We start from the raw sequence: 23242 nt of genomic DNA, 5'->3' as shown, positions 1-23242 counted from the left end.
GGGTAAAGCGCCCGTTTTGCCTCATCCATCCGGATGATCGTATTCGACCATTCGGACTTGTGAAGCGACTCCCCGATCCTACACACACCGAGCGCATGCTCAGTCCATGAAGACCGGGAAAGGAGTGGATGTGCTGGCACGCCCGCGTGGATTCCCGCGTTCGTCTCGCTCAGCTGCGATCCGCCGCCCCTCGCGGCCTTGGGCCGTTCGGAAGCGACTCGGAGAACACTACCCCCGGGCACACGACCGCGCAAACCAATATGTGCGTGTCGCGGGTCACATTCCGCGCGGATTCGACCCGTGCCGTTCCCCGCACCTGAGCGGGGCGCCGACCACTCCGCTGCCGGGGCCCGTACCCGGCGGCCCCGCCACCGGTCCTCTCAGTTGAGGAGGGTCCCCTCACCTGTTCCCGGTGCCGCGTACAGCCACTCGACGTCCAGCCGCACCGCGGCCACGGTCGCGGGGGTGAACGACACCAGTGCCCCGTGGCCGACGAACGCCGCCGCCAGTTGGGCGACCGTCGGGTTGTGCGCGACCACGAGCAGGGTCCGTACGTCGGGGTCGACACAGTTCACGAGTTCCAGGAGCGAGTCGGCACCCGCGGAGTACACGGCCTCGGAGTAGTCCACCTCCGGGGTTTGGTCCCGACCCGTCACGCCCAGGACCCCGTCCAGCGTCTGGCGTGTCCGCAGCGCCGCCGAGCAGAGAACGTGGTCCGGCTCGTACCCGCGTGCCGCGAGGAGCCGGCCGACCTCCTCGGCCTGCCGTCGGCCGGTGTCGTCGAGCGCACGGTCGAAGTCGGCGCCCCCGTGCCCGGCCTCGGCCCTGGCGTGCCGCATGAGCAGGAGTGTGCGGCTCATCCGGCCAGCACCGTCGCGACCACGGCCAACCCGCCGATGAAGGCGACCATGATCCCCACGATCGTCGCCAAGCCCTTCAACCCCGTCACCGGGACCCCTCCTCGTGCCGCGACAGCCAGATCCCGCCGTCCGCGTCCACGCGTGCGGCGCACACGACCGGCACCACCAGGGTGCTCCGGCCCCGCCCCTCCAGGTTAGGTCCGCGCACACGGCGTGGCCGCCCGGGTTCCCCGGACGGCCACGTCCTCGTACTCACACGGGAGGCGTCCCCGTGGACACCTCCTAGCCCTTGCCCTCTCCGGCGTGGGCCTCCTCCCTCCGGTCGGCCCCGGCGTCCCCGGTCCCGCCGTCCGCCGCGTCGGCCCGCTCCGCGGACCCGCCGTCCGCGGACTCCGTGTCACCGTCCCCGACCTCGGGGGCGCCCTTGGGCGCGGCCGAGCCGCCGGGCTCGGCCAGGTCGGTCTCCGTCCCGGCGCCGCGGTTCTTCGACCACAGCACCGCGCCGACGAGCACGCCGACGGCCACCACCGTCACGCCCACGCGCAGCGCGACGTTGTCCGCGTAGATGACCACGCTGGGCGCCACGATCAGCGCCACCAGGTTCATCACCTTCAGCAGCGGGTTGATCGCGGGTCCGGCGGTGTCCTTGAACGGGTCGCCGACCGTGTCCCCGATGACCGTGGCCTCGTGGGCCTGCGAACCCTTGCCGCCGTGGTGGCCGTCCTCGACCAGCTTCTTGGCGTTGTCCCACGCACCGCCGGAGTTGGCGAGGAACACGGCCATGAGCACCCCGGCCGCGATGGCACCGCCGAGGAAGGCGCCGAGCGGCGCGTAGCCGAGCGCGAACCCGACGGCGATCGGGGCGAAGACGGCCAGCAGGCCGGGTGTGACCAGCTCCCGCAGCGAGTCCTTCGTGCAGATGTCGACGACGCGCGCGTACTCCGGCTTCTCGCTCCCGTCCATGATCCCCGGCCGGGTGCGGAACTGGTCCCGCACCTCCAGGACGACGCGGCCCGCCGCCCTGCCGACCGCCATGATGGCCAGGCCGGAGAAGAAGAACACGACGCTCGCGCCGATGATGACGCCGACCAGCACGTCCGGCCGGTCGAGGGAGAGGGAGAAGGCGTCCGCTCCCGCGTCGGCGATGGTGAGCTGTTCCTGCACCGAGGTGCGGAAGGCACCGAAGAGAGCGGTCGCGGCCAGCACCGCGGTCGCGATCGCGATGCCCTTGGTGATCGCCTTCGTCGTGTTGCCCACCGCGTCGAGCCCGGTGAGCACCTCCGCGCCCCTGCCCTCGACGTCGCCGGACATCTCCGCGATGCCCTGGGCGTTGTCGGACACCGGGCCGAAGGTGTCCATCGCGACGATGATGCCGACGGTGGTCAGCAGACCGGTGCCCGCGAGTGCGACGGCGAACAGGCTCAGCGTGATGGAGCCTCCTCCGAGGAGGAAGGCGGCGTAGACGGCACCGGCGATGAGCAGCGCGGAGTAGACGGCCGACTCCAGGCCGACCGAGATGCCGGACAGGATGACGGTCGCCGCACCGGTCTGCGAACTGTCCCCGATCTCCCGCACCGGACGCCGGTCGGTCTCGGTGAAGTACCCGGTGAGCAACTGGATGGCGGCTGCCAGGACCAGGCCGATGAGGACCGCGGCGACGGCGATGAGGCGCGGGTTCGGTGCGGTTCCCGCGGCGGCGATCTCCTCCACGACGGTCGGGCTGACCCCGGACAGCCCGTCGACGCTGGTGGGCAGGTACCAGAACGCCGTGCCGACGACGAGGACGGCGGAGATCCCGGCGGAGACGAAGAACCCGCGGTTGATCGCCGACATCGCCGTCCTGTCCCGGGTCCGGGGGGCGACGATGAAGATGCCGATGATCGCGGTGACGACGCCGATCATGGGGACCAGCAGCGGGAACACCAGCCCCTCGGTGCCGAAGGCCACCCGGCCGAGGATGAGGGAGGCCACGAGCACGACGGCGTAGGACTCGAACAGGTCGGCCGCCATGCCCGCGCAGTCGCCCACGTTGTCACCGACGTTGTCGGCGATGGTCGCGGCGTTGCGCGGGTCGTCCTCCGGGATGCCCTGTTCGACCTTGCCGACGAGGTCGGCGCCCACGTCGGCGGCCTTGGTGAAGATCCCGCCGCCGACACGCATGAACATGGCCAGCAGCGCGGCGCCGAAGCCGAAGCCCTCCAGCACGATCGGCGCGTCCCCCCGGTAGAGGAGGACGACGGCCGCGGCGCCGAACAGGCCCAGGCCCACGGTGATCATGCCCGCGACGCCGCCGGTGCGGAAGGCGATGCGCATCGCCGACCGGCTGGCCGCCGTGTCACCGCCGCGCGCGGCCGCCGCGACCCGCACGTTGCCCCGCACCGCCAGCCACATGCCGATGAAGCCGGTGGTCGCCGACAGCAGCGCACCCAGGGCGAAGAAGAGGGAACGGCCGATCGCGATGCCCCAGGACTCCGCGGGAAGCAGCAGCAGGAGGAGGGGGATGACGACGACGAAGACCGCGAGGGTTCGGAACTGTCGTTTGAGATAGGCGGCCGCTCCTTCCTGAACGGCGACCGCGATGTTCTGCATTCGCTCGGTGCCCTGCCCGGCGGCGAGGACCTCACGTACCAGCATCCCCGCGACGGCGAGGGCCAGAAGCGCCACCGCCATGACGACGATGACGAGTGTGAAGTCGGTGCCTTCCAAAGCTAGGGCCATGCCGCCTTCGGCGGCGAGGTTGAGCCCAGACAATCCGTCCTCCTTGAGACGGGCACGACCATTTCGGCCCCGTTCACGGTACGCACGGAACGGTTCACCTCCGGGGCGCCGGTCCCGCGCGAGGCCACGGACGTACCGCCGTCCGGAGGGAGCCTGAGCTGGCCCGACGACACGCTGCCCGGGGTCGAAGCGGTGCCATCCTTGTGTGTGATGCGCACCGCCCGCGCCACGATTTCACGGGCGGTGATCCGGGGATTCTACGCACGACAGCGAATAAAGGTGAGAGGCGATTCGGCTTTTCCCCAGGAGGACTCAAAGATGTGACCACATGGTGATCTGAGGATGTGGATAAATTACTTTATCGGCGACATTCAACTTTTATCTTGTCGCATAATGCTTTAACACGATGTTAACGTTAAAGCGTACGCAGGGCATTATATGATTACATGGCGCCCGAAATCAGCACCAACGACCACAGATGGCGCTTTTCCGCACCAACCGGGAACAGGTGCCCCCAGCCTCAGGGGCACCTTCCGGCACTCGGTGCCCTGCGCTACCTTCCGCGCAGGCGCATGCCCGAGGGGTCGATCCCGTCACCGGACCGCGCCCGACCCGCCTCCAGGTCCTCGGCCAACGCACGGGCGAAGGCCGCCACCCCGGCCACGTCGACACCGTGCGGCGCCTCGGGGCCGAACGCCGCCACCCGGTCCGCACCCCGCCGCAACAGGCGTGCGGCCCCGACCGCGTTCCCGCGCTGGGCGTGCGTCACGCCCACCGCGGTCTGGGCGAGCCCCCGCCACAGTTCGCGTTCCGGTCCGGGCACGGACTTCCACACGGCCTCCAGGACCTCGTGGGCGGTGAAAGCGTACCCGCCGTCGAGCAGTCGCTGGGCGGTTTCCAGTCCTTCCTCCACGGTGAACTCGGCGTCGTCGGGGACGCGTTCGACCTCACCCGCGCTTCCGTGCGGCATCGGCCGCCCGTAGCGGTCACGGGGACGCTGGTTCTGCGCGCGCCCCTGCTCGTTCCGGTCCCGGTCGCCGTCCGCACCCGTCAGGAAAGGCACCATCACTGTCTCACCGCCGTCGTCACGCCGCCATGGTCCACCGCCGCCGCACACGGCGCGGTGTTCGCGGATCCTCCGTCGCGTCGCCTACCGCTCCGCCGGGGCCACGCCTCCCAGCCACTCCACCAGTGCCCGGGAGACCTCCTCCGGCCGCTCCTCGTGCGGGAAGTGGCCCGCACCGGGGATCCCCCTCCAACGGTAGGGCCCCGCGACCATCCCCTGTGAGGCGCGGGCGGTGCGGGGCGGGCAGGCCCGGTCCTCGGACCCGTGGAGCTGGAGGACGGGCACCCTCACGGGGCGCCGCATCCCGGTGTCGTACCGGGCGCCGTCCAGCCGCCAGCGCGACCGGAAGATCCAGCGGTGGTACTCCAGGGAACAGTGGGAGACCTTGGGGATCGAGAACGCCAGCCGGTAGCGCTCCTCGGTCCCCTCGTCCGGCCAACCGGGGGAGCTCCACTCACGCAGCAGGTCGCCGACACGGACGCAGCCGTCCGCCAGGAGCCGGTGTTCGGGAAGGACCGGCAGCTGGGCCCGGAGCAGGTACCGCGCGCCCGGTCCCATCGACGCCAGGATCCGTCCCGCGCGCGAGGGGTGGGGCGCCGCGACCGCGGCCAGGGCCCTGACCCGATCGGGGTGGTGGACGGCCGCCGTCCATCCGACGAGCCCGCCCACGCCGTGCCCGACGACGACCGCGTCGGCGGCGCCCAGCGCGCGGACCAGCCCGGCCGCGTCCTGGGCGAGGGTGGGGAGGTCGTATCCGCGCGGGGGCTTGTCACTGGCCCCGTATCCGCGCAGGTCCGCGGCGACCGCGCGGTACCCGGCATCGGCGACCGCGGTCAGCTGGTCGCGCCAGGCCCACCAGAACTGGGGGAACCCGTGCAGGAAGAGGACGAGCGGCCCGTCGCCCAGTTCGGCGACGTGGAAACGCGCCCCCGCCGCGCCGACCGTGCGGTGCCGCCAGGGTCCGTCGACGTAGGCGACCGAGTCGTCCAACACCTGGGGCGGGACCTACCTCTCGGCGGGCACGGTCTCGCCGGAGACGGCCACCGCGCCGTCACCGTTCCGGGGCGGCCTGATCTCGCCGCGCAGGATGCCGGCGAGCCGGGAGGTGGTCTCGGCGGTGCGGGCCAGACCCTGGCGCCTGCGCAGGTTGGCGGTGGCGATGAGTACGAGGACCACCGCGACCAGCAGGTAGAAGAGTGTGACGGCACCGAAGGCGATCCACGGCGCCAGACCGAGTTCCATCAGGCCGAGGCCGATGGTGACCGAGAGGAGGATGGCGACCAGGTGGAGGACCACCCCGGCCGCGAGGAACTCGCCGACGCTCTTGCCGATCCGTGTGGCGTCGGCCTTGGCCTCGAGTTTGGCGAGTCTGAGCTCCAGGCGTACCAGCCGGGAGAGGTTGTCGGTGGCGTCGGAGACCAGTTCACCGATGGAACGGTCGGTGCCGCTGGATGCGCCAGGTTCGCCGCCACCCGGCTTGTCCACCATCGTGGGGGGTCCCTTCTCTCGGTCCGAACTCGTGGATGATCCTCCGCATCCTCGCACATGACCGACCGCCCATGTCTCTCACGGCACGCAAAACGACATGGTCGCGTTTGGTCACACGGGTGAGCCGGAGCGGCGGTTCGGCCCCCACGGGCCTGATCCGAACCCCGCTCCGGCACGTGCCGGTGCGACACCGGTGCGGGCGGCCGGGGCGGCCGCCCCGGCTCACTCGGCCTTGGAAGCGGACGGCAGCTGCCTGGCGATCACGTCCATGATCGAGGAGTCGGTGAGCGTGGAGGTGTCACCCACGGCGCGGTTCTCGGCGATGTCGCGCAGCAGACGCCGCATGATCTTGCCGGACCGCGTCTTGGGCAGCTCGGGGACGGCCAGGAGCCGGGCGGGCTTGGCGATCGGGCCGAGCGAGACGCCGACGTGGTCGCGCAGCTCCTTGACGAGTTCCTCCGGAACCTCCTCCTCGCCGCCGCGCAGGATGACGAACCCGACGATCGCCTGGCCGGTGACCCTGTCCGTGGCGCCGACCACCGCCGCCTCCGCCACCTTGGGGTGGGAGACCAGCGCCGACTCCACCTCGGTCGTGGAGATGTTGTGGCCGGAGACGAGCATGACGTCGTCCACCCGGCCGAGCAGCCACAGGTCGCCGTCCTCGTCCTTCTTCGCACCGTCACCGGGGAAGTAGAGGCCCTCGAAGCGGGACCAGTAGGTGTCCTTGTAGCGCTCGGGGTCGCCCCAGATGCCGCGGAGCATGGACGGCCAGGGCTCGCGGATCACGATGAAGCCGCCCTCGCCGTCGGGCACCGAGTTGCCCTCCTCGTCCACGACGTCGGCGACGATGCCGGGCAGACCGCGCATCGCGGCGCCGGGCTTGCCGGAGGTGACGCCGGGCAGGGGGCTGACCATCACGGCACCGGTCTCGGTCTGCCACCAGGTGTCGACGACCGGGGTGCGGCCGCCGCCGATGTGTTCGCGGTACCAGACGTAGGCCTCGGGGTTGATCGGCTCGCCGACGGAGCCGATGACGCGGAGGCTGGAGAGGTCGAACTTCGCGGGGATGTCGTCACCCCACTTCATGAAGGTGCGGATCGCCGTGGGCGCCATGTAGGCGATGGTGACCTTGTACTTCTCGATGATCTCCCAGAAGCGGCCGCGGTGCGGCGTGTCCGGGGTGCCCTCGTACATCACGGTGGTGGCCGCGTTGGAGAGCGGACCGTAGACGATGTAGGAGTGGCCGGTGACCCAGCCGATGTCCGCGGCGCACCAGAAGACGTCGGTGTCGGCCTTGAGGTCGAACACCGCCCAGTGGGTGTAGGAGACCTGGGTGAGGTAGCCGCCGGTGGTGTGCAGGATGCCCTTGGGCTTGGCCGTGGTGCCGCTGGTGTACATGATGTACAGCGGGTCCTCGGCGTCGTGCGCCTCGGGTGTGTGCTCGGTGCTCGCGGCCTCGACGGTGTCGTGCCACCACACGTCGCGGTCGGTCCACTCCACGTCCTGACCCGTGCGACGGACGACGAGGACGTTCTCGACGGAGGGGCGGTCGGCGACGGCCGCGTCCACGGCGGGCTTGAGGGCGCTGGCCTTGCCCCGCCGGTAGCCGCCGTCGGCGGTGACGACGAGCTTGGCCTGGCTGTCGTCGAGCCGCTGGCCGAGGGCGTCCACGGAGAAACCGCCGAAGACGACCATGTGGACCGCGCCGATGCGCGCGCACGCGAGCATGGCCACGACGGTCTCGGGGATCATCGGCATGTAGATGGCCACCCGGTCGCCCTTGCGCACGCCGAGCGCGGTCATCGCGTTGGCCGCCTGGCAGACCATGTCCTTGAGCTGGGCGTAGGTGATCGTGCGGGTGTCCCCGGGCTCACCCTCCCAGTAGTAGGCGACGCGTTCGCCCAGCCCGGCCGCCACGTGCCGGTCGACGCAGTTGACGGAGGCGTTGATCCTCCCGCCGTCGAACCACTTCGCGAACGGAGGGTTCCAGTCCAGGACGGTGTCCCAGGGGCGCTCCCACTGGAGCCTGCGCGCCTGCTCCTCCCAGAACCCGAGGCGGTCCTCGTCCGCGGCGGCGTAGGCGTCGGCCTTCACGTTGGCCTGGGCGGCGAGGTCGGCCGGCGGGGGGAAGCTGCGGGTCTCGTGGAGAAGGTTGGACAGTGTCTCCTGGCTCGGGGGAGTGCTGTCAGCCACTGTGATTCTCCTTACGTCGGCGGTTCACACCCAATTAATCATGTGGTCCATACCACTGGAACCACCGGGGCGGAATCCAGCGGCGGGGACCGCGGGGCACGCGGCGAACGGTCGGCGAACGGTCGGCGCGACGCGATGAGCGGTCGGGGCGGCTGGTGTGGGCGCATGGTGTTACCGGCGCGTAGTGTTGGTGACCGTGAGCGAATCGACTTCCGCCTCCCTGTCCGACCCGCTGAAGCGGATCGCCGAGCTGCCGGGCGTGGCCGACGCCGTCGCCGAGACCCGCACCCTGGTCGACCGTCTTCTGGGGCACCGCATCCTGCGCCGGCGCAGCAGCGACGTGTCCATGGAGTCCTCCCTGCGCGGCGCGTGCGCGTCGGCCGCGCTGGAGGGCGCCGAGGTCTCGATGGACGAGATCCGCCAGGGGCACGTGTACGACACCCGGATCAAGGGCGCGTTGCGCGTGTCCGGCGAGCTGGGCGGCCTGGTGGACACCTGGCCCAAGGCCCCGCGCCAGGCCCTGGCACGGCTGCACACCCTGGCCGCGGCGGACGCGGTCGCGGAGGAGGCGCTGGGACGGCCGCGGCTGCCCGGTGAGCGCGTCGAGGACCCGATGGAGCTCGGCCACGTGCCGGATCCCCAGGCGGCACTGGTGCGGATGGAGGGGCTGTACTCGCTCCTGAGCGCGCGTTCGTCCGTCCCGGCCCTGGTGACGTCGGCGCTGGTGCACGGAGAACTGATGGCGGTCCGCCCGTTCGGCTGGGGGGACGGCCTGGTCGCGCGCGCGGCCGAGCGGCTGACGCTGGTGGAGCGGGGGCTGGACCCGAAGTCGCTGGTGCCGTCGGAACTGGGGCACCAGGTCCTGCGGGACGAGTACGGGCCGGCGCTGCGCGGATACATGGAGGGCACCCCCGAGGGTGTGGCGGAATGGGTCGTCCACTGCTGCCGCGCCGTGCGGGCGGGCGCACAGGACTCCCTTGCCACGTGTGAGGCGCTCAAACGCGGTTGAGCCGAACACCGTGCGCGGCAGCGGGGGATCCGAAACTCGGGAGTTCGCAGGACCGTTCAATTTTGAACCAGCAGTCAGATCGGGATACCGGTTCGGTCACGCTCGTTCACGGTTGAATGTTTCAGGATTGCTTCACACGGATGCGCGCACATGTCGAACGGCGCCCCGCCTGCTCTTGCGGGGCGCCGTCTCCGGCGCGTCCCACCGGGTTAGCAAGCATCCATTTTTCTAGTCTGACCAGGCCTTTCAACCTCAAGTCTGGCCTAGACAGCCCTTACCGGGCCGAGTGGCGCGTGGGTTCCCAGCTGCCGCGTCGGGGTGGATCTCCGCCACCAACTGCTTTCTTTCTACGGCTCGTTTCATCCTCCGAAAAGACGGTTGACCCAAGTTTTTCTCATCGATTCCCGAAGCGATACGCGGGGTTGCGTGGTAACGTCGTCCCCGGCGTTCGACGAAGGACCAGCCACGCCACAACGGTTCGCCGCGCAATCCCCCTCCGGGTGACCGTTGTCCCGACGCATTCCGCGTCCCGCCGGCGTGACCGCCCCTCGGAGAACGAGTACGTTTCCAGGTCCTTCGGTGGTCGCGGGGAGCCGTCCCCGCGAACCCTCCCGGAGAGCGGACCCGGTCCTACCCCCCCAGGACCGGCCCCGAGGAGACGGCTCCCCTCTCCCCCTGCGGGAGCCGTCACCGCGTCCGCTCCACTCGCCTGTCGGGTAGGGATGCGTGTCCGCCCCCGTATGCGCATCCCTCCCGTCGGGTGTGTGTCCCTCCCCGGCCGGGCACCGGGCCCGACCGGAGCCCGGCGCGGTTGTCCACAGGAACGAACCGGGGCTTCCGGGTCGGTTCGCGTTCGGCGATGGTCGAGAGGACAGCCCCCGGCCTCGGAGACGCCATGAACACCCGGTTCCGCCCCCTGCTCGCCACCGACGACCCCGCCCTGCTCGACGACCTGCTGAGGCTGGCCACGGCCGCGTCCGCCGAGGTCACGGTCGCACGCTCGGCGGCCCAGGCCCTGCGTTCGTGGTCGCGGGCCCCACTGGTGGTCATCGGCGCCGATCTGTGCCCGTCCCTGGCCGCGGCCGACCCTCCGCCGCACCTGCGGACCGTGGTCGTGGTGCCCGAACACGGGTCCGGTGGTCCGCCGGCGGACGGGGCACCGCACCTGCGGCTGCCGGGGGACGAGCCGGAGCTCGTGGACCTGCTGAACCGAGCGGCGGCGCGGGGCGACCCCCCGGCCCCGGCCATCGCGGTGATGGGCGGACGGGGCGGCGCCGGGGCCACCCTGACGGCCGTCGCCCTCGCCCTGGCCGGTGCGCGCGGCGGACGGGACACCGCGCTCCTGGACGCCGACCCGCTCGGCTGCGGACCGGACGTCTACCTCGGGTGCGATCTCACCGCGCCGGTCGAACCCGGCCGCCGGACCGGATGGGACGACCTCCTGCGCCGCGACGGCCGCGTGCGCTGGAGCGACCTGCGGTCCGGTCTGCCCGGTGCCCTCGGTGTCTCCGTGCTCACCTGGACCCGCCGACCCGAGACCGCCGACCCCGCCGGAACGGGTGCGCACGGAACCGGTACCGCCGGACGCGGGGCGCTGCCCGTCGGCGCGGTCCGGGCGGCCCTCGACTCCGCCCGGCACGGCGCCGGGCTGGTCGTGGCCGACCTCCCCCGGTCCTTCGACCCGGGCACCACCGAGTTCCTGAACCGGGCCGACCGCGTCCACGTCGTGGTTCCGGCGGACGTGCCGGGTGTGGTCGCCGCCTCCCGGGTGGTGCCCCGGCTACGGGCGGAGGCCCCGGGAGTGAGCGCCGTCGTCATCGGTGCCGGCGGCGAACTGACGGCCGACGTGGTCGCCCGCACCCTGGGACTGCCGCTCGGCGCCGACCTGCCGCGGGAGCCGGGGCTCGCACGGCTCCTGGCCGCGGGGCGCGCCCCGGCCCGGCACCGCAGGTCCCCGCTCGCCCGGTTCGCGGACCACGCCGTGGCGACGCTCCCCGAAGCGGAGCCGGTCCGGTGAGCGCCCTGCTGGAGGCGGTCCGCGACCGCCTGGTGGAGTCGGGCGGGCCGGTGAGCCGGGCCGCGGTCGCCGCGGCGCTGCGCGCGGAGGGCGGTGTCCTGGGGGACGCCGAACTGCTCGCCCTGACCCGACGGCTCTCCGCCGAGCTGTCCGGCGCGGGACCACTGGAGGAACTGATGACGTCCGGGGTCACCGACATCCTCGTCAACGGTCCGGACGAGGTGTGGGTCGACGACGGCGACGGCCTGCGGCGCTCCGGGGTCCGGTTCGCGTCGGCGGAGGAGGTGCGCCGACTCGCCCAGCGGCTGGCGGCCAGGGCGGGGCGCCGGCTGGACGCGGCCGTCCCCTACGTCGACGCGCACCTGCCGGGAGGAGCCCGGCTGCACGCGGTGCTGCCGCCCGTGGCGCCCGAGGGGGCGTGCGTGTCGCTGCGGTTGCCGCCCCGGCGGGTGTTGCGCCTGGAACGGCTGGCCGAGTGCGGAACGCTCACTCCGAGCGGAGCGGCCCTGCTCCGGGCCCTGGTGCACGCGCGTGTGCCGTTCCTGGTGAGCGGCGGCACGGGAACCGGCAAGACCACGTTGCTGTCCGCGCTGCTCTCCCTGGTCGGTCCGGCGGAGCGCGTGGTCCTGGCCGAGGACTCCCCCGAACTGCGTCCCGAGCATCCGCACGTGGTCCGGCTCCTGACCCGTCCGGCCAACATCGAGGGCAGCGGGGAGGTCCCCCTGTCCGTCCTGGTGCGGCAGGCGCTCCGGATGCGCCCGGACCGGCTGGTGGTCGGTGAGGTACGCGGCCCGGAGGTCGTCTCGCTCCTGGCGGCCATGAACACGGGCCATGAGGGCGGTGCCAGCAGTCTGCACGCCAACGGCGCCGAGGACGTCCCAGCCCGGGTGGAGGCGCTGGGCTGCGCGGCGGGGCTCACCCGTGACGCGGTGCACAGCCAACTGGCCGCCACCCGCGCACTCGTGATCCACCTCGTCCGGGACACCGGTGGACGTCGGCTCGCCGAGGTCCGGGTGCTGCGTCGGGGCAGCGACGGGCTCGTGCGGGCGCTGCCCGCGCTCACCTTCACCCGGGAGGGGGACTGCCGGGAGTTCCCCGGTGCGCAGGTACTGGTGGAACGGCTGGGTGAGGGGTGGCGAGGCCCATGACCGTCCTGCTGCTCTGTGTGGCCGCACTGGTCCTGCTGAGTCTGGTGCCCGGTCCCGGCCAGGACCGCCTGTCCCGTGCGTTCCCGTCGCGGTCACGGGGACCGGGGAGGGGGCGCGGGCCGTGCGTCCGGAGTCGGCTCTGGGAGCGGGTCCGACGGCGTGTCCGCCGACACCGTGAGTCGGCAGGGCGCCGCCACGCGGTGATCGTGCTGTGCCGGGTCCTGGCCTCGGAACTCCGTGCGGGACAGCCGCCCGGAGAGGCGTTGCGCGTGTCCGCGGCGGAGGCGGGCCCCGCGGTGCACCGGATCTTTGACCCCGCGTCGATGCGCGCCGCCGCCGACCGCGATCCCGATCTGTGGGCGCTGGCCTACCTGGCGGCGTGCTGGGAGGTCTCCGCCGACACCGGGGCCGGGCTCGCGGAGGTGGTCGACGCCCTGGCCGGGGAACTGGCCGAGCACGAGGAGCGGCGGGCGGAGATCGCGGCCAGGACCGCCGGGCCGCGCACCACGGCGATCATCCTGGGCGGGCTTCCCCTGGTGGGCCTGCTGATGTCGGCGGGGTTGGGCGGTTCACCCCTGGTGTTCCTGTTCACCACACCGTTGGGCCTGGGCTGCCTGGTGGGCGGGGTGGCCCTGGACCTGCTCGGCACCTGGTGGACGCTGCGCATGGTGCGCGGCGCGGGGCAGCCCGACGACGGGCGGCCCCGGGGGTCACCACCGGACCGCGGACCCACGAAACGAGCGGGCGTGAGCGCGACACCGGTGGAAGAGGAGCCCGGGTGCGGCGGAAGGGGCGGCGTGCGGCGGGAGCGGGCCGAGGGGGCCGGCTCGAAGACGCCCGTGGTGCGCAGGCGCACCGGTCAGCGATGAGACCGGTCCGGGGGCAGAAGCGGCGTCAGTCGGCAAGACGGAGACGGAAGCGGTGTGCGGGGGGACGGATGTTCGAGGCGGCCGCGGTGATCCTCGGAACCGCAGCGGTGTGGGTGTTCATGGGGGGAAGCCCGGTCCACAGGATCCGTGGGCGGGGTTGCCGTCCCCGTCCGGTCCGGGCGAAGCGGCCTTTCCGCCGTACCGCTCCGGTCCTGGCCGGTGTGGCGGGAACGCTCGCCGCCGCGGCGATCCTCGGTCTGCCGGGAGGTGCCGTGGCGGCGGGGGTCTGCGCGGCGCTGTGGATCCGGGGCCGCCGTACACGGGCGGGCGCGCCGCGAGTGACGTCGGATCTCCCCGTGGCGGTGGGTCTGCTGGCGGCGGGGGTCCGGGCCGGGGCGACCGTTCCGTCGTGCCTGTCCGCCGTGGCCCGATCGACGCGGGGGCGGCTGGGGGAGGAGTTGGAGGTGGTGGCGGAGCGGCTGCGCCTGGGGGCGGACCCCGCCACCGCCTGGCGGGGTCCGTCCCTTCCCGGGCCGTTGGTCGCGGTCGGCCGGGACCTGGCCCGGGCGGCGGACACCGGTGCCCCGATCGCGGACCTGCTGGACCGGCACACGACGGACCTCCGACGCGCGGCCAGGGCACGTGCCCTGGCCCGGACGGAACGACTCGGGGTTCTCGTGGTGGCTCCGCTGGGCCTGTGCTTCCTGCCCGCCTTCGTCCTGATCGGCATCGTCCCCATGGCGGCCGAACTCCTGTCCCAGGCGCTCAGCGCGTGACCGGCAGGAGCGCCGGGGAATCCTCGATCGGGTGGGAGGGGCCGTCCTGCCGCAACGCGCCCAAGTGGTGCTCCGCAGCTCGCCCGTGGGCCGGTCGCACCGCCGGGCCCCGCGCGGCTTGCCCGCGAGGACGTCCAGGTCCGGGACGTCCTCGTCTTCGTCGGCCGAGTCCGGTACGCACGGCGGGAAGCGCCGGAGGGCGTCCGCCCCCGCCCGCCTGGTCGGTGCTCGGAACGCGTTGCGCGGCTAGGACTCGTTCTCGCACAGGCCGTCGATGATGTCGTCGAGGACGAGCGTGCGGTCGCGGACCGACATCAGGGTGAGCTCCTTGAGCGCGGGACGGGTGTCGACCCGGTCTCCCCGCGTGCCCTCGACCATGCACACCCGCATGCAGTGCTGGGTGGTGGGCTGCCAGAAGTCACGTTCCTCGATGGGGGCGATGCTGTAGACCGTGGCCGGGTAGCGGGGCGGGCGGCTCGGCGAGTACCACTGCTCGACCCGCGTGAGCACGAACCCGGTGATCAGGGAGTCGAACACCCCGCCCACCGCGAGGTCGGTCACCGCTTCGCGGTCGCCCTCGGCCCGGCACTCGGAGCAGCAGGCCAGTTCCGCACGCAGCAGCCATCGGGCCCGGGCGTGGCTCACCTCGGAGTTCTTGAGTGTGCTCGGGTGTCTGTGTCCCATACTTGGCCTCCTCCCGGGCGGGGGCCCGGGGTTCCATCCGAACCCGGGTGCGGGTCGGATGGTGGTTCCTGCTTCACCGACATGGCATCCCGGAGGTCTCTGCCCTGCTGTGCGGGCTCCGCCGTGACCGCGCTGCGGGCCCGGCCGGCACGGTTCGCCCCGAAAGGCGAGTCCCTTCACGCGAAAGAGTGCTCCCGGCCGCGTTCTCGGCACAGAGCACACGCGCGAGCCGGTAACGGTGGCCGGTCAGCATGGTGGAACACCTCCGCTCGATCCGTGGGTCACCCTAACGGGTGGGTACGACGCTCCGGGTGGTTTCTGTGACGTGCGGGTGGCCGCCCGTCCCACCCGCCCGGACGGGCCGCGCTCGCGGTCTTCACGAAGGGCCGGCGGGGTGGGGCCGAACCGGACCGGCGCGGGCCCGGGCGGTGACGGTCCGCTCCAGCACGGACGAGGGGACCGAGACCGTCACCTCGACGTTCGGTCCGGTGACCACGCACGACTCCAGCACACCCCCGTTGGCCCGGGCGACGGCCCGCCCCCGGTCGCAGGACCGGTCCGGTCCCTCCACCGCCCCGGCTGCGGCCGCCAGCGCGGCGAGGTCGGCGGCGGTGGCGGCCCGGTCCCGGTCCAGCCGGGCGGCCGCGGTGAGCAGCACGGTGAGGACGGCCAGCCAGAGGAGCGCGCACACTCCCACCGTCCAGACCGTGGCGGAACCGGTGTCGGAACGCACGGATCACACCCCCGGTTCCCACGGGACCGCCGCGTTCCCGACCACCACCACCGGAGAGCCGACCGCCGGGCCGAGGCGCAGATCGGCCCGGACGGTCACCCGCGCCATCCCGGCCTCGCGGACCAGTCGTACGTCGGCGGCGGCGGGGGCGGCGGAGAGCGCGAGCTCACGCGCCCTGTGGTCGGTCTCGCCCCGGGCGAGGGCACGGGCGCCCACGCGTGCGGCGTCGGTGCACGCCAGTTGCGCGGCGGCCACCGTCACCCCGCCGAGCAGCACGGCCAGGACGAGGAGCAGCGAGGGAAGCACCATGGCGGTCTCCATGGTGACCGAGCCCCGGTCAGACACCGGAGCTGAGCGCGTCGACCACGAGGTCGGTGAGAACGCCGTTCACGGTGTCGCCGGTGAGGATGGCGTACAGGACGCCGGCGAAGGCGACCGCCGAGACGGCGCACAGGGCGTATCGTTCTAAAACTCTGTCACTGGACATGCTGAGATGACCCCAGCTTCTTCGCCGCTGGCCCCTTCGGCTCGACGATGTCGATGCGCTCCTCCACACCCCACGCGGCACGGATCACCGCTGACCCCTCCGTGCGGCTGAGGCGCTTCACCTCGATCTCGATCAGCTCCTCGAGTACGCGGTTCACCGACCACGTGGGCAGGGTGTCCCACTCGTCCAGGAGGCCGCGGATGACGGGGATGTAGTCCTCCGGGTCCTTGGCGGCGCCCCGGTCCTCTTCGGTCGCCACCAGGGCGGCGTGCTCCTGCTCCAGCTGGGTCCGCTCCGCGAGGTACTCGTCGCGGGTGCGGATGTAGGAGTCGCGCGGGATGTCGTCGGCCGCGTACTTGTCGGTGAGCCGGTCGAGCTTGCGCTTGAGCGTCTCCAAGTCGCTGGTGATCTCCTCAGCCCGGGAGGGGCCCTGAGCCGCGCTGGTCTGCGCCTGGACGTCATGGGCTCCGCTGGAGTCCTCAACGACCGCCAGTCGTGTGTGCTCGCGGGTGAGCAGGTCACGCACGGAGCCGCGGAGGACGTGATCTGAGGCGCTGTTCGTGCGCTCGCATGTGCCGAGCGTCTTGCCGCTGCATCGCCACTGGTACCGGTCACTGCCGGGGTTGGTGCGGTGGGCTGCCATGGCTTTGCCGCACCATCCGCAGCGGACCCGGCCTGTCAGCTCGTGACGGGCTTCCACGGCCCGAGGTGGGGTTTTACGGGACTTCTTCCGGCGGGCCCTGTACGCCTCCCAGATGCGGTCTCGGATGGCGTCTCCGTCGGGTAGGTGCGCCCACAGGTGCGGGTGTGCGCCGACGATCCAGGTGCGGTTGTGGCACCGCCCGTACTTGTCGGTGACGTGGTTGGTGCAGTCGGGTTCGTGCTGGCGGATGTAACCGCACCCGAAACCGCTGTCCAGGAGCGGCCACAGGGTGCTGTGGGTCCACTGTCCGACCTTGCCCTGGGGGCCGGGGACACGGTCGCGGTTCAGCCATCGGACGATGTGGTAGCCGGAGCGTCCGGCGGCGGCGTCCTCGTACATGCGCCTGTAGGCGTCCGCATATCCGTCCTCGTCGACTTCGTACCGTTCGCCGAGGGGGTCGGTGGGGTCGTCGATCCAGTGCTCCGGCCCCACCTTGATACGGCCGCGCCGGACGTACCCGAAGCGAGCCCGGCCGGAGTTGGGAAGGCCACGGTCGCGCCGGTACGCCTGCACGTCCGCCCACATCTCCGAGATCCGATCGGACTCGAAAGCCGCCAGCTCCATCATCATGCCGCGCGTGAACTTACCGATGCTGGTGGTCGCGTCGAGCTGCTCCGTCGCGGAGATCAGGGCACCACCGGCGGCTTCGAGGCGGCCGAGGTACAAGGCGTTGAGCGCGCGGTTTCGGCCGAACCGCGAGAACTTCCACACGCCGATCTCGCGGGCGCCCTCGGGTGCGGTGCCCTGCTCGATGGACTCGATGATGTCGACGATCTGCCGGGTGCCGAAGGATCGGCCGGACAGGTCGAGGTCGGCGACCCACAGGACGATGCGGCGGCCGGTGGTGCGTCCGAGTCGGTCGATGTGGTCGGCCTGGAGCTCCGGGGAGATCATGTCCTCCCGGGCGGTGCTGACGCGGAGGTAGCCAATCATCGGGGTCAACCCGTGGGGGTCGCCGGGGTGATCGCGGAGGAGCTGGTCGAGGTCGATGTCGTAGGCAACGGCCATAAGAGGGGTGTCTCCTGTTCTGTTGTGGGTTGGGGCTGGGGCGCCCCAGGGAAATCCGTCCCCGGGGCGCCCCTGTGTGGTGTGAGGTTCAGGGCAGAGCCGAACGTCGCGGCTGGGGGATACCGACCGGCCCCGGCTGGGATGGACCCAGGAGCGGCCCTGGGTAGGCGCCGTGCGGGTAGCGGGAGAGGAAGCGGTGGGCCTCCATGTACCGGATGTCGTCGAGGGTAAGGATGGCGTCGGGCTGGTACCACAGAGCCCGCCGGAAACCTTCGGGGTCGATGGCGGGATCGGGGACCATGCCCATGTCGAAGACGTCCGCGCGGATCTGACTGCCGAGTCGGAGTCGGCGGATGTACCTCTGGGTCACTTCGTCGAAGGGGATTTCCAGACCACCATGGTGAACGATGACCCAAATCGTTGGGTGCGACGAGAGGTCGGCCGCGTAGTCCGGGTTGGGTACCTCAGCCACCTCGAATTCGTGCCCGGATTCACCACTGAATGTGACGGCTACGGGTGGGGGGATAAGACGGTCCGGGGGAAGCCGATAGGGGGTCGGTTCGCTGGGTGTGTGCACGTGTGCCCTCCTCACAACGTGGATACGGGCTGATCAGGCTACTCGTACACACGCTCGGAAAACCACCCTTTACCAGTCATCAAACACGAAAAGTGGACACGCTACGTGTCGGTAGCAACGAGCCTCGGATGGTTTACATCCCTCGGGGCAACATTTGGCCCCTGTTTCATGTCAACCCTTAGCCGCCGTTCGCGTCTGTGTCCGATTCTTGCTCCCGTCGGCGCTCTTCGTTCTGCCACCGTTTGGCTTGGACCATCATCGTGATCTCCTCGCGCAGTCGTATCGCGGTCCGCTCGCGGATCTCCGCGCGCTGCTCCGGTGTGAGGCCGTCGTCGGCCTCCAGGTCGCTGTAGATCTCACGCACAACCTGGCCGATGGGGGTGTCGAGGATCTGCCGCTCCACGGGGTAGCGCTCGACGTCCTCCAGGGGGGAGGGGTCTCCGCCGCGCAGGATCGCCGCAACCGACCCCCGGTCCCATCTCAGGCCATCGTCGATGCGCTCGCGTGTTTCTGGCGCGATCGGGCTCGCGCCCGTGCGCACCCTGCGGAGCGTCTCGTAAGGCAGTTCACCGCGTGCGCAGATCTGCGCCCATGTCTCGTCGAGGTCGTCGCGGCGTTGCTCGATCAGGGCCCGTAGTCGGGCTCGCTCGGGCGGCTGTTCGGTTGGGGAAGGCATGCCTAACAGAGTACCCACGCGGGACACACTTGGGACACACATGGGGCCGGATTCTGCCAATTTTTCGCCCCACCTTGACCAGACGCCGACCGTCTGGATCCCTTGCAAATAAAGGGTTTTCGCGCACCCCCGACCCGTTTCGGGCCGACCCATGGGTGACAAATGTGTGACCCGTGTGTGCCCTATGGGTGTACTGTCCCACCCATGAGTCACACACGACCCACACACGTGGTCGGGGTGGACCTGGACCGCGACGCCCTCCGCGCGGCCGTCCGCGACAGCGGACTGTCCCTGCGAGAGCTGGCCGACCGGTCCGGCCTCTCCTACTCCACCTGGAAGAAGCTCCACGCTGGTAGCCGACGCTGGCCTCACCGCGACACCTACCGCCGCGTCGTGCACGCCCTCGGGCACCCGCGCGGATCCCTGACCCTCGACACCACACACGACCCACACACGGGTGGTGACGAGTGATGGCGCTCAAGCCGTGGCCCGACGCCGCTCGCGCCGCTGGCGCCGCGCTCCGCGCCGGGCGCATCGCCCGCGACTCCATGCCGCCCCGCGAGGCCGCCATCGCCGCACACCGCCCCGGCGGGCCGCCGGTCGACGAGATCGAGGCGCTGATCCGCCGTCACCGCGCGGAGGCGCGCGCCCAGCAGGCCGCCCAGCGGGCCGCCGCATGACCCAGACCACCCCAGACATGACGAACCCCCGCGCCTGTCTTGGCGGACGCGCGGGGGCCGATGCCGAAAGGACAGAACCTCTCATGCACGACTCTACCCGCCCGGCCGGACGCCGCGAGGAGCACACCACCCTCGCCGTCCGCGCCGCCTACCAGGCCGTCATCCACGCCGGGGCGCACCTGGAGGAGGCCCTCCAGGTCGACACGCCCCCGGCCGCCTACGCGGACATGACCACCGCCCAGCAGCTCGACCACGCCGCCCACACCCTCCTCCAGCTGCGCGGCATGACCGACCGGGCGGACGTGGCCTGGTACATCAACGCGCCCCAGCGCACGGGCACCGACCCCGTGGAACTGTGCGGATCCATCTACAAGTGGGACCTACCCGCCAACACCACGACGCGCGGCGAGGCTGCCCAGTGGGCGGCCCTGCTCGGCGCGGAGATCGTCGAGGAGACCCGCCCGTCGGGCACCGTGCTCCTCACCCTCCAGGGTGTCTACGCCGAGGTTCCGGTGGAACTGACGGCGTACCTGCCGGTTCGTGAGCGCGAGGCCGTCGGGGGTGCCCGATGACCGAGATTCTCGCTGACTACCTGCTCGCCGTCTACGTCGTCGCCGGACTCATCGTCGCCACCCTGCTCGGGTACGCGCTGGGCTGCTCCGGTACCTGCGCCGCGCTCCGCCTGGCCGCCCGGATGGGGGCGCGTGCTCGCCGCGCCATCCGAGACCGTGACCGCCTGGCCGACGAGGTCGACGACCTCGCCCAGCAGCTCGACGAGACCGAGGCCGCGCTCGACCGGGCGACGGTCGGCACGGAGGAGATCCTCACCGCCGTGCGCACCCCTCCGGCCGCGCCGGTCCTGTGCGGGTCGATCACGACGGATCCCTACTATGCGGGGTCCGGATCCCCCGAGCTGGGTTGTGAGCACGACGACGGCGACGGGCACGACGGCCGCCACGTGGCCCACGACGGCGAGGTCGAGTGGGACGACGAGGGCGAGACGTGGGTGCGGGGTGAGCGTCTGTGAGCCCGCACGCCCGCCTCGCCGCCGCCCTCCGCGCGCTGCACGACCGTCGTGTCGATGAGCCGCTGGCCGGACTCCCGGTCGTGGCCTCCGTGGTCCTGGTCGACCTGCCCGACGCCGCCCACACGCGTCCGCCGTCGCTGGTGGACCGGTACCAGGGCCGCACGGACGTCCACACCCGCGCCATGTCTCGGTTGGCCGCGTCCGGGCTCCGGCACCTCCGACGGACAGCGGTGGCCCGTGGCTGACCCGCTCACCACCCCGCCCGCCGCCTGGCTTGAGGTCGCCCTCCCCGAGCCGTGTCGGCACTGGGCGCACGGCCGGTACTGCGGGGCCGCCCCGACCCGCCTGTACACGCGGGGCCGCCGCTGCTGGACCCACGCCCCCACCCCCATCACCCCAGTCAGGAAGGAGGCCGACCGTGGCTGACCCGCGCCACTCGCGTGACACGAAGCACGGCCGCTACTACGAGGACCCGCGCACGGGCGAGTACCTGATCAGCGTCACCAACGCCCTCAACACCCTCAGCAAGCCTGCGTTGGCTCCGGCCGCGGCGAAGGTCACCGCCGAGTACTGCCTCGACAACCTTCCCCGCGCGGTCAAGGCCAGCCGGACCCCGGCCGACGCCGAGGCGTTCCTCAAGGCCGCGAAGGCCGAACACAAGACCGTGTGGGAGTCCCGGGCCGGTATCGGCACCCGCGTCCACGTGCAGGCCGAGGCGCACGCCCTCGGCAAGCCCGCCCCGGCCGACGAGGACGCCGCCCCGTTCATCGACCAGTACCGGAAGTTCCTGGCCGACGCCGGGATCGACATCGAGGCCGACGTCGAGGCCGTCGAGGTAACCGTCATCGACCGCGAGACCCGGTACGCGGGCACCGCCGACCTGTGGGTGCACCTGCGGAAGCCGTTCCACGGGCAGCCCGCCGGGTTGTGGCTGGTCGACCTCAAGACGTCGCTGACCAAGCCGCCGTCGTCGGTGTATCGCGACCACGTGTTGCAGCTGGCCGGGCTCCGGTACGCGCCCGTGGCTCTGGCCCCCGACGACAGCGAGCACCCGGTGCCGGAGTTCGTGGGCGCCGCGATCCTCAACCTCCGCCAGGACCGGTACGGGTTCGTGCCGCTGCCCGCCGACGAGGCCGCGCACACCGCGTTCTGCCGTCTGGTGGACGCCTCGTACTACCTGCACGGGCTCGACCTCAAGCCGCACAAGCCGGTCAACCCGTGGCGCAAGTCCCCGACCCGTAGGAAGAAGGCTGCCTGATCATGGGCTCCCGAATCATCACCCTGCAGCGCCAGGCGCGCGAGCTGGGACGGCTCCGCACCGGCTACACCGACGCCTCCGGCACCCGGCCGCGCCCGGTCCGCTCGACCACCTGGATCGCCACGTCGCACTCCGCGGAGTACTGCGAGGCCGCCGCCGGTATCTGGGGCGGCACCGTCGAGAAGTGGAAGCCCCTCGGCGCCGGGGCGGAGCAGTACCGGGTGATCACCGACGCGCCCGCCATCGACGCGATCCTCCCGCCCGGTGATCCGCTGGCGCAGTACTACGAGGCGTGGTCTCGGAGCGGGTGCGCCCGACGGTGCGACGGCGAGACGGAACTGCTGTCGGACTCCTCCTGCCTGTGCGTTCAGGACTGGGGGCAGGACTGGCACAAGGTCGCGGGGCCGCGCGACGGCGCGTGCCAGATGACCACCCGCCTCGGGGTGATCCTCCCGGACATGCCGGACATGGGGGTCTGGCGGGTCGAGACCCACTCGTACTACGGCGCGTCCGAGATCGCCGCCGCGGTGGACCTGTTGAAGGGGCAGTTGGGCACGGCCGCGATGGTGCCGGTCCGGTTGCGCATCGAGCCGCGCACCCGCGTCAGTCAGGGGAAGACGAAGCAGTTCCCCGTGGTGACCCTCGGGCTGAGGGGCGCGACCGCTGGGCAGGTGATGGCCGGGCAGATCCCCACGGCGGAGGTCGCCGCCCCGGCCGGGCAGGCTCCGGCTGTGGGCGCCGCTGACACTCCGGCCGAGCTGCCTGCCGCCCCGACCCGTGACTGGCTGGCCGACCTCCAGCAGCTCACCACCGCCGACCAGGTGCGCTCCCTGTACCGGGAGTGCGCCCAGGCCGGGCAGATGACCGGCGACCTGTCGCACGCCATGAAGGAGCACGCCGACCTCATGGTCCAGGCGGCGCGCGGGTCGTACCGGCCCGACGCTGACCGGCAGCCGGAGGCCGAGATGCCCACCGACGAGACCCCCGCCCCGGCCCCGGCCCCGGCCCCGGTTCCGGTTCCGGTGGATGAGGGCGCCCAGGTCGACGGGCTGTGGATGCAGTGCATGTCCGCCGTGCCGGACGACTGGTCGACCCAGGACCTCGTCGAGGCATACGCGGCCCGCCACGGCGGGGAGTTGCCGGACGACGCGACGGCCGCCCAGCTGACCGGGTTCCTCCAGGCGATCAAGGCCGGGCAGGTGGCCAAGCCCGGCGGCCAGGCCCCGGCCGAGTCCGGCGACGCCACCCCGTTCTAGCCCCTCCCC

27 protein-coding genes are annotated in these 23242 nt (G+C 71.9%); 13 read left to right on the top strand and 14 right to left on the bottom strand.

Going from position 1 to position 23242, the window contains the following annotated elements:
* Positions 1 to 380: 380 nt before the first annotated feature.
* The 7 genes from ACTVAJ_RS26995 to acs form a co-directional block, all read right to left on the bottom strand.
* The gene (locus ACTVAJ_RS26995) at positions 381 to 860 is read right to left on the bottom strand and encodes a SixA phosphatase family protein (RefSeq protein ID WP_470391087.1); all 480 of its coding nucleotides are present in this window, start codon (positions 858 to 860) and stop codon (positions 381 to 383) included.
* An 85-nt stretch (positions 861 to 945) separates the two neighbouring features.
* Positions 946 to 1068, bottom strand: a complete 123-nt coding sequence (locus tag ACTVAJ_RS26990; RefSeq protein WP_470391086.1) for a hypothetical protein — start codon at positions 1066 to 1068, stop codon at positions 946 to 948.
* A 74-nt stretch (positions 1069 to 1142) separates the two neighbouring features.
* Positions 1143 to 3578: a sodium-translocating pyrophosphatase gene (locus ACTVAJ_RS26985; protein WP_470391093.1), complete on the bottom strand. Its 2436-nt coding sequence runs from the start codon at positions 3576 to 3578 to the stop codon at positions 1143 to 1145.
* A 553-nt stretch (positions 3579 to 4131) separates the two neighbouring features.
* Complete coding sequence (locus tag ACTVAJ_RS26980; protein WP_470391085.1) at positions 4132 to 4644, bottom strand: DUF309 domain-containing protein; 513 nt, start codon at positions 4642 to 4644, stop codon at positions 4132 to 4134.
* Between the two features lie 84 nt (positions 4645 to 4728).
* On the bottom strand, positions 4729 to 5637 hold the full coding sequence (locus tag ACTVAJ_RS26975) for an alpha/beta fold hydrolase (RefSeq protein WP_470391084.1): 909 nt from the start codon (positions 5635 to 5637) through the stop codon (positions 4729 to 4731).
* A gap of 12 nt (positions 5638 to 5649) precedes the next feature.
* A complete protein-coding gene (locus tag ACTVAJ_RS26970) occupies positions 5650 to 6132 on the bottom strand; it encodes a phage holin family protein (protein WP_470391083.1) in 483 nt (160 codons plus the stop codon).
* A gap of 222 nt (positions 6133 to 6354) precedes the next feature.
* Positions 6355 to 8325 carry an acetate--CoA ligase gene (gene acs, locus ACTVAJ_RS26965; RefSeq protein WP_470391082.1) on the bottom strand — a complete coding sequence of 657 codons (1971 nt, stop codon included), beginning with the start codon at positions 8323 to 8325 and terminating at the stop codon, positions 6355 to 6357.
* 196 nt (positions 8326 to 8521) lie between these two features.
* Between acs and ACTVAJ_RS26960 the strand changes: the two genes are divergently transcribed.
* The 5 genes from ACTVAJ_RS26960 to ACTVAJ_RS26940 all read left to right on the top strand — a co-directional run bounded on the left by ACTVAJ_RS26960 (position 8522) and on the right by ACTVAJ_RS26940 (position 14144).
* Complete coding sequence (locus ACTVAJ_RS26960; RefSeq protein WP_470391081.1) at positions 8522 to 9334, top strand: Fic family protein; 813 nt, start codon at positions 8522 to 8524, stop codon at positions 9332 to 9334.
* A gap of 895 nt (positions 9335 to 10229) precedes the next feature.
* Complete coding sequence (gene ssd, locus ACTVAJ_RS26955; RefSeq protein WP_470391080.1) at positions 10230 to 11351, top strand: septum site-determining protein Ssd; 1122 nt, start codon at positions 10230 to 10232, stop codon at positions 11349 to 11351.
* Positions 11348 to 12499, top strand: a complete 1152-nt coding sequence (locus ACTVAJ_RS26950; protein WP_470391079.1) for a TadA family conjugal transfer-associated ATPase — start codon at positions 11348 to 11350, stop codon at positions 12497 to 12499. The genes ssd and ACTVAJ_RS26950 overlap by 4 nt, the downstream gene beginning before the upstream one ends.
* Entirely contained in the window at positions 12496 to 13368 is an 873-nt protein-coding gene (locus tag ACTVAJ_RS26945; protein WP_470391078.1) for a type II secretion system F family protein, read from the top strand. Before ACTVAJ_RS26950 ends, ACTVAJ_RS26945 begins: the two co-directional genes overlap by 4 nt.
* Positions 13369 to 13589: 221 nt before the next feature.
* Entirely contained in the window at positions 13590 to 14144 is a 555-nt protein-coding gene (locus ACTVAJ_RS26940) for a type II secretion system F family protein (protein WP_470391077.1), read from the top strand.
* A 246-nt stretch (positions 14145 to 14390) separates the two neighbouring features.
* Here the strand turns inward: ACTVAJ_RS26940 and ACTVAJ_RS26935 are convergent, their stop codons facing one another.
* The 7 genes from ACTVAJ_RS26935 to ACTVAJ_RS26905 form a co-directional block, all read right to left on the bottom strand.
* Complete coding sequence (locus ACTVAJ_RS26935) at positions 14391 to 14828, bottom strand: hypothetical protein (protein ID WP_470391076.1); 438 nt, start codon at positions 14826 to 14828, stop codon at positions 14391 to 14393.
* 376 nt (positions 14829 to 15204) lie between these two features.
* On the bottom strand, positions 15205 to 15561 hold the full coding sequence (locus ACTVAJ_RS26930; RefSeq protein ID WP_470391075.1) for an Rv3654c family TadE-like protein: 357 nt from the start codon (positions 15559 to 15561) through the stop codon (positions 15205 to 15207).
* A 3-nt stretch (positions 15562 to 15564) separates the two neighbouring features.
* A complete protein-coding gene (locus ACTVAJ_RS26925; protein ID WP_470391092.1) occupies positions 15565 to 15882 on the bottom strand; it encodes a TadE family type IV pilus minor pilin in 318 nt (105 codons plus the stop codon).
* Positions 15883 to 15898: 16 nt separating this feature from the next.
* The gene (locus tag ACTVAJ_RS26920) at positions 15899 to 16048 is read right to left on the bottom strand and encodes a DUF4244 domain-containing protein (protein WP_470391074.1); all 150 of its coding nucleotides are present in this window, start codon (positions 16046 to 16048) and stop codon (positions 15899 to 15901) included.
* Complete coding sequence (locus ACTVAJ_RS26915; protein WP_470391073.1) at positions 16038 to 17759, bottom strand: recombinase family protein; 1722 nt, start codon at positions 17757 to 17759, stop codon at positions 16038 to 16040. Before ACTVAJ_RS26915 ends, ACTVAJ_RS26920 begins: the two co-directional genes overlap by 11 nt.
* An 88-nt stretch (positions 17760 to 17847) precedes the next feature.
* Positions 17848 to 18129, bottom strand: coding sequence for a hypothetical protein (locus ACTVAJ_RS26910; RefSeq protein WP_470391072.1), 282 nt, complete (start codon positions 18127 to 18129; stop codon positions 17848 to 17850).
* A 385-nt stretch (positions 18130 to 18514) separates the two neighbouring features.
* The gene (locus ACTVAJ_RS26905; RefSeq protein WP_470391071.1) at positions 18515 to 19012 is read right to left on the bottom strand and encodes a hypothetical protein; all 498 of its coding nucleotides are present in this window, start codon (positions 19010 to 19012) and stop codon (positions 18515 to 18517) included.
* A gap of 204 nt (positions 19013 to 19216) precedes the next feature.
* On the opposite strand from ACTVAJ_RS26905, the gene ACTVAJ_RS26900 reads away from it, so the two are divergent.
* The 8 genes from ACTVAJ_RS26900 to ACTVAJ_RS26865 all read left to right on the top strand — a co-directional run bounded on the left by ACTVAJ_RS26900 (position 19217) and on the right by ACTVAJ_RS26865 (position 23233).
* Positions 19217 to 19483 carry a helix-turn-helix domain-containing protein gene (locus ACTVAJ_RS26900; protein ID WP_470391070.1) on the top strand — a complete coding sequence of 89 codons (267 nt, stop codon included), beginning with the start codon at positions 19217 to 19219 and terminating at the stop codon, positions 19481 to 19483.
* On the top strand, positions 19483 to 19692 hold the full coding sequence (locus ACTVAJ_RS26895) for a hypothetical protein (protein WP_470391069.1): 210 nt from the start codon (positions 19483 to 19485) through the stop codon (positions 19690 to 19692). Before ACTVAJ_RS26900 ends, ACTVAJ_RS26895 begins: the two co-directional genes overlap by 1 nt.
* Before the next feature lie 83 nt (positions 19693 to 19775).
* On the top strand, positions 19776 to 20264 hold the full coding sequence (locus ACTVAJ_RS26890) for a hypothetical protein (RefSeq protein WP_470391068.1): 489 nt from the start codon (positions 19776 to 19778) through the stop codon (positions 20262 to 20264).
* Positions 20261 to 20719 carry a hypothetical protein gene (locus tag ACTVAJ_RS26885; RefSeq protein WP_470391067.1) on the top strand — a complete coding sequence of 153 codons (459 nt, stop codon included), beginning with the start codon at positions 20261 to 20263 and terminating at the stop codon, positions 20717 to 20719. Before ACTVAJ_RS26890 ends, ACTVAJ_RS26885 begins: the two co-directional genes overlap by 4 nt.
* Positions 20716 to 20964, top strand: a complete 249-nt coding sequence (locus tag ACTVAJ_RS26880) for a hypothetical protein (protein ID WP_470391066.1) — start codon at positions 20716 to 20718, stop codon at positions 20962 to 20964. The genes ACTVAJ_RS26885 and ACTVAJ_RS26880 overlap by 4 nt, the downstream gene beginning before the upstream one ends.
* Positions 20957 to 21145, top strand: a complete 189-nt coding sequence (locus tag ACTVAJ_RS26875; RefSeq protein ID WP_470391065.1) for a hypothetical protein — start codon at positions 20957 to 20959, stop codon at positions 21143 to 21145. The genes ACTVAJ_RS26880 and ACTVAJ_RS26875 overlap by 8 nt, the downstream gene beginning before the upstream one ends.
* Positions 21138 to 21977, top strand: coding sequence for a hypothetical protein (locus ACTVAJ_RS26870; RefSeq protein ID WP_470391064.1), 840 nt, complete (start codon positions 21138 to 21140; stop codon positions 21975 to 21977). Before ACTVAJ_RS26875 ends, ACTVAJ_RS26870 begins: the two co-directional genes overlap by 8 nt.
* Positions 21978 to 21979: 2 nt before the next feature.
* Positions 21980 to 23233: a recombination directionality factor gene (locus ACTVAJ_RS26865; RefSeq protein ID WP_470391063.1), complete on the top strand. Its 1254-nt coding sequence runs from the start codon at positions 21980 to 21982 to the stop codon at positions 23231 to 23233.
* Positions 23234 to 23242 lie beyond the last annotated feature (9 nt).

It is taken from the genome of Nocardiopsis sp. KDC1DS13DA1 (assembly GCF_055632325.1).
This window is presented reverse-complemented; position numbering and strand designations above follow the sequence as displayed.

What these genes read in the sequence shown, in the direction of transcription:
- ACTVAJ_RS26995 (WP_470391087.1), bottom strand. Translation starts at nt 860, where the DNA reads ATGAGCCGCACACTCCTGCTCATGCGGCACGCCAGGGCCGAGGCCGGG.
- ACTVAJ_RS26985 (WP_470391093.1), bottom strand. Translation starts at nt 3,578, where the DNA reads ATGGCCCTAGCTTTGGAAGGCACCGACTTCACACTCGTCATCGTCGTC.
- ACTVAJ_RS26980 (WP_470391085.1), bottom strand. Translation starts at nt 4,644, where the DNA reads ATGGTGCCTTTCCTGACGGGTGCGGACGGCGACCGGGACCGGAACGAG.
- ACTVAJ_RS26970 (WP_470391083.1), bottom strand. Translation starts at nt 6,132, where the DNA reads ATGGTGGACAAGCCGGGTGGCGGCGAACCTGGCGCATCCAGCGGCACC.
- ssd (WP_470391080.1), top strand. Translation starts at nt 10,230, where the DNA reads ATGAACACCCGGTTCCGCCCCCTGCTCGCCACCGACGACCCCGCCCTG.
- ACTVAJ_RS26945 (WP_470391078.1), top strand. Translation starts at nt 12,496, where the DNA reads ATGACCGTCCTGCTGCTCTGTGTGGCCGCACTGGTCCTGCTGAGTCTG.
- ACTVAJ_RS26935 (WP_470391076.1), bottom strand. Translation starts at nt 14,828, where the DNA reads ATGGGACACAGACACCCGAGCACACTCAAGAACTCCGAGGTGAGCCAC.
- ACTVAJ_RS26925 (WP_470391092.1), bottom strand. Translation starts at nt 15,882, where the DNA reads ATGGAGACCGCCATGGTGCTTCCCTCGCTGCTCCTCGTCCTGGCCGTG.
- ACTVAJ_RS26920 (WP_470391074.1), bottom strand. Translation starts at nt 16,048, where the DNA reads ATGTCCAGTGACAGAGTTTTAGAACGATACGCCCTGTGCGCCGTCTCG.
- ACTVAJ_RS26915 (WP_470391073.1), bottom strand. Translation starts at nt 17,759, where the DNA reads ATGGCCGTTGCCTACGACATCGACCTCGACCAGCTCCTCCGCGATCAC.
- ACTVAJ_RS26905 (WP_470391071.1), bottom strand. Translation starts at nt 19,012, where the DNA reads ATGCCTTCCCCAACCGAACAGCCGCCCGAGCGAGCCCGACTACGGGCC.
- ACTVAJ_RS26900 (WP_470391070.1), top strand. Translation starts at nt 19,217, where the DNA reads ATGAGTCACACACGACCCACACACGTGGTCGGGGTGGACCTGGACCGC.
- ACTVAJ_RS26895 (WP_470391069.1), top strand. Translation starts at nt 19,483, where the DNA reads ATGGCGCTCAAGCCGTGGCCCGACGCCGCTCGCGCCGCTGGCGCCGCG.
- ACTVAJ_RS26890 (WP_470391068.1), top strand. Translation starts at nt 19,776, where the DNA reads ATGCACGACTCTACCCGCCCGGCCGGACGCCGCGAGGAGCACACCACC.
- ACTVAJ_RS26885 (WP_470391067.1), top strand. Translation starts at nt 20,261, where the DNA reads ATGACCGAGATTCTCGCTGACTACCTGCTCGCCGTCTACGTCGTCGCC.
- ACTVAJ_RS26865 (WP_470391063.1), top strand. Translation starts at nt 21,980, where the DNA reads ATGGGCTCCCGAATCATCACCCTGCAGCGCCAGGCGCGCGAGCTGGGA.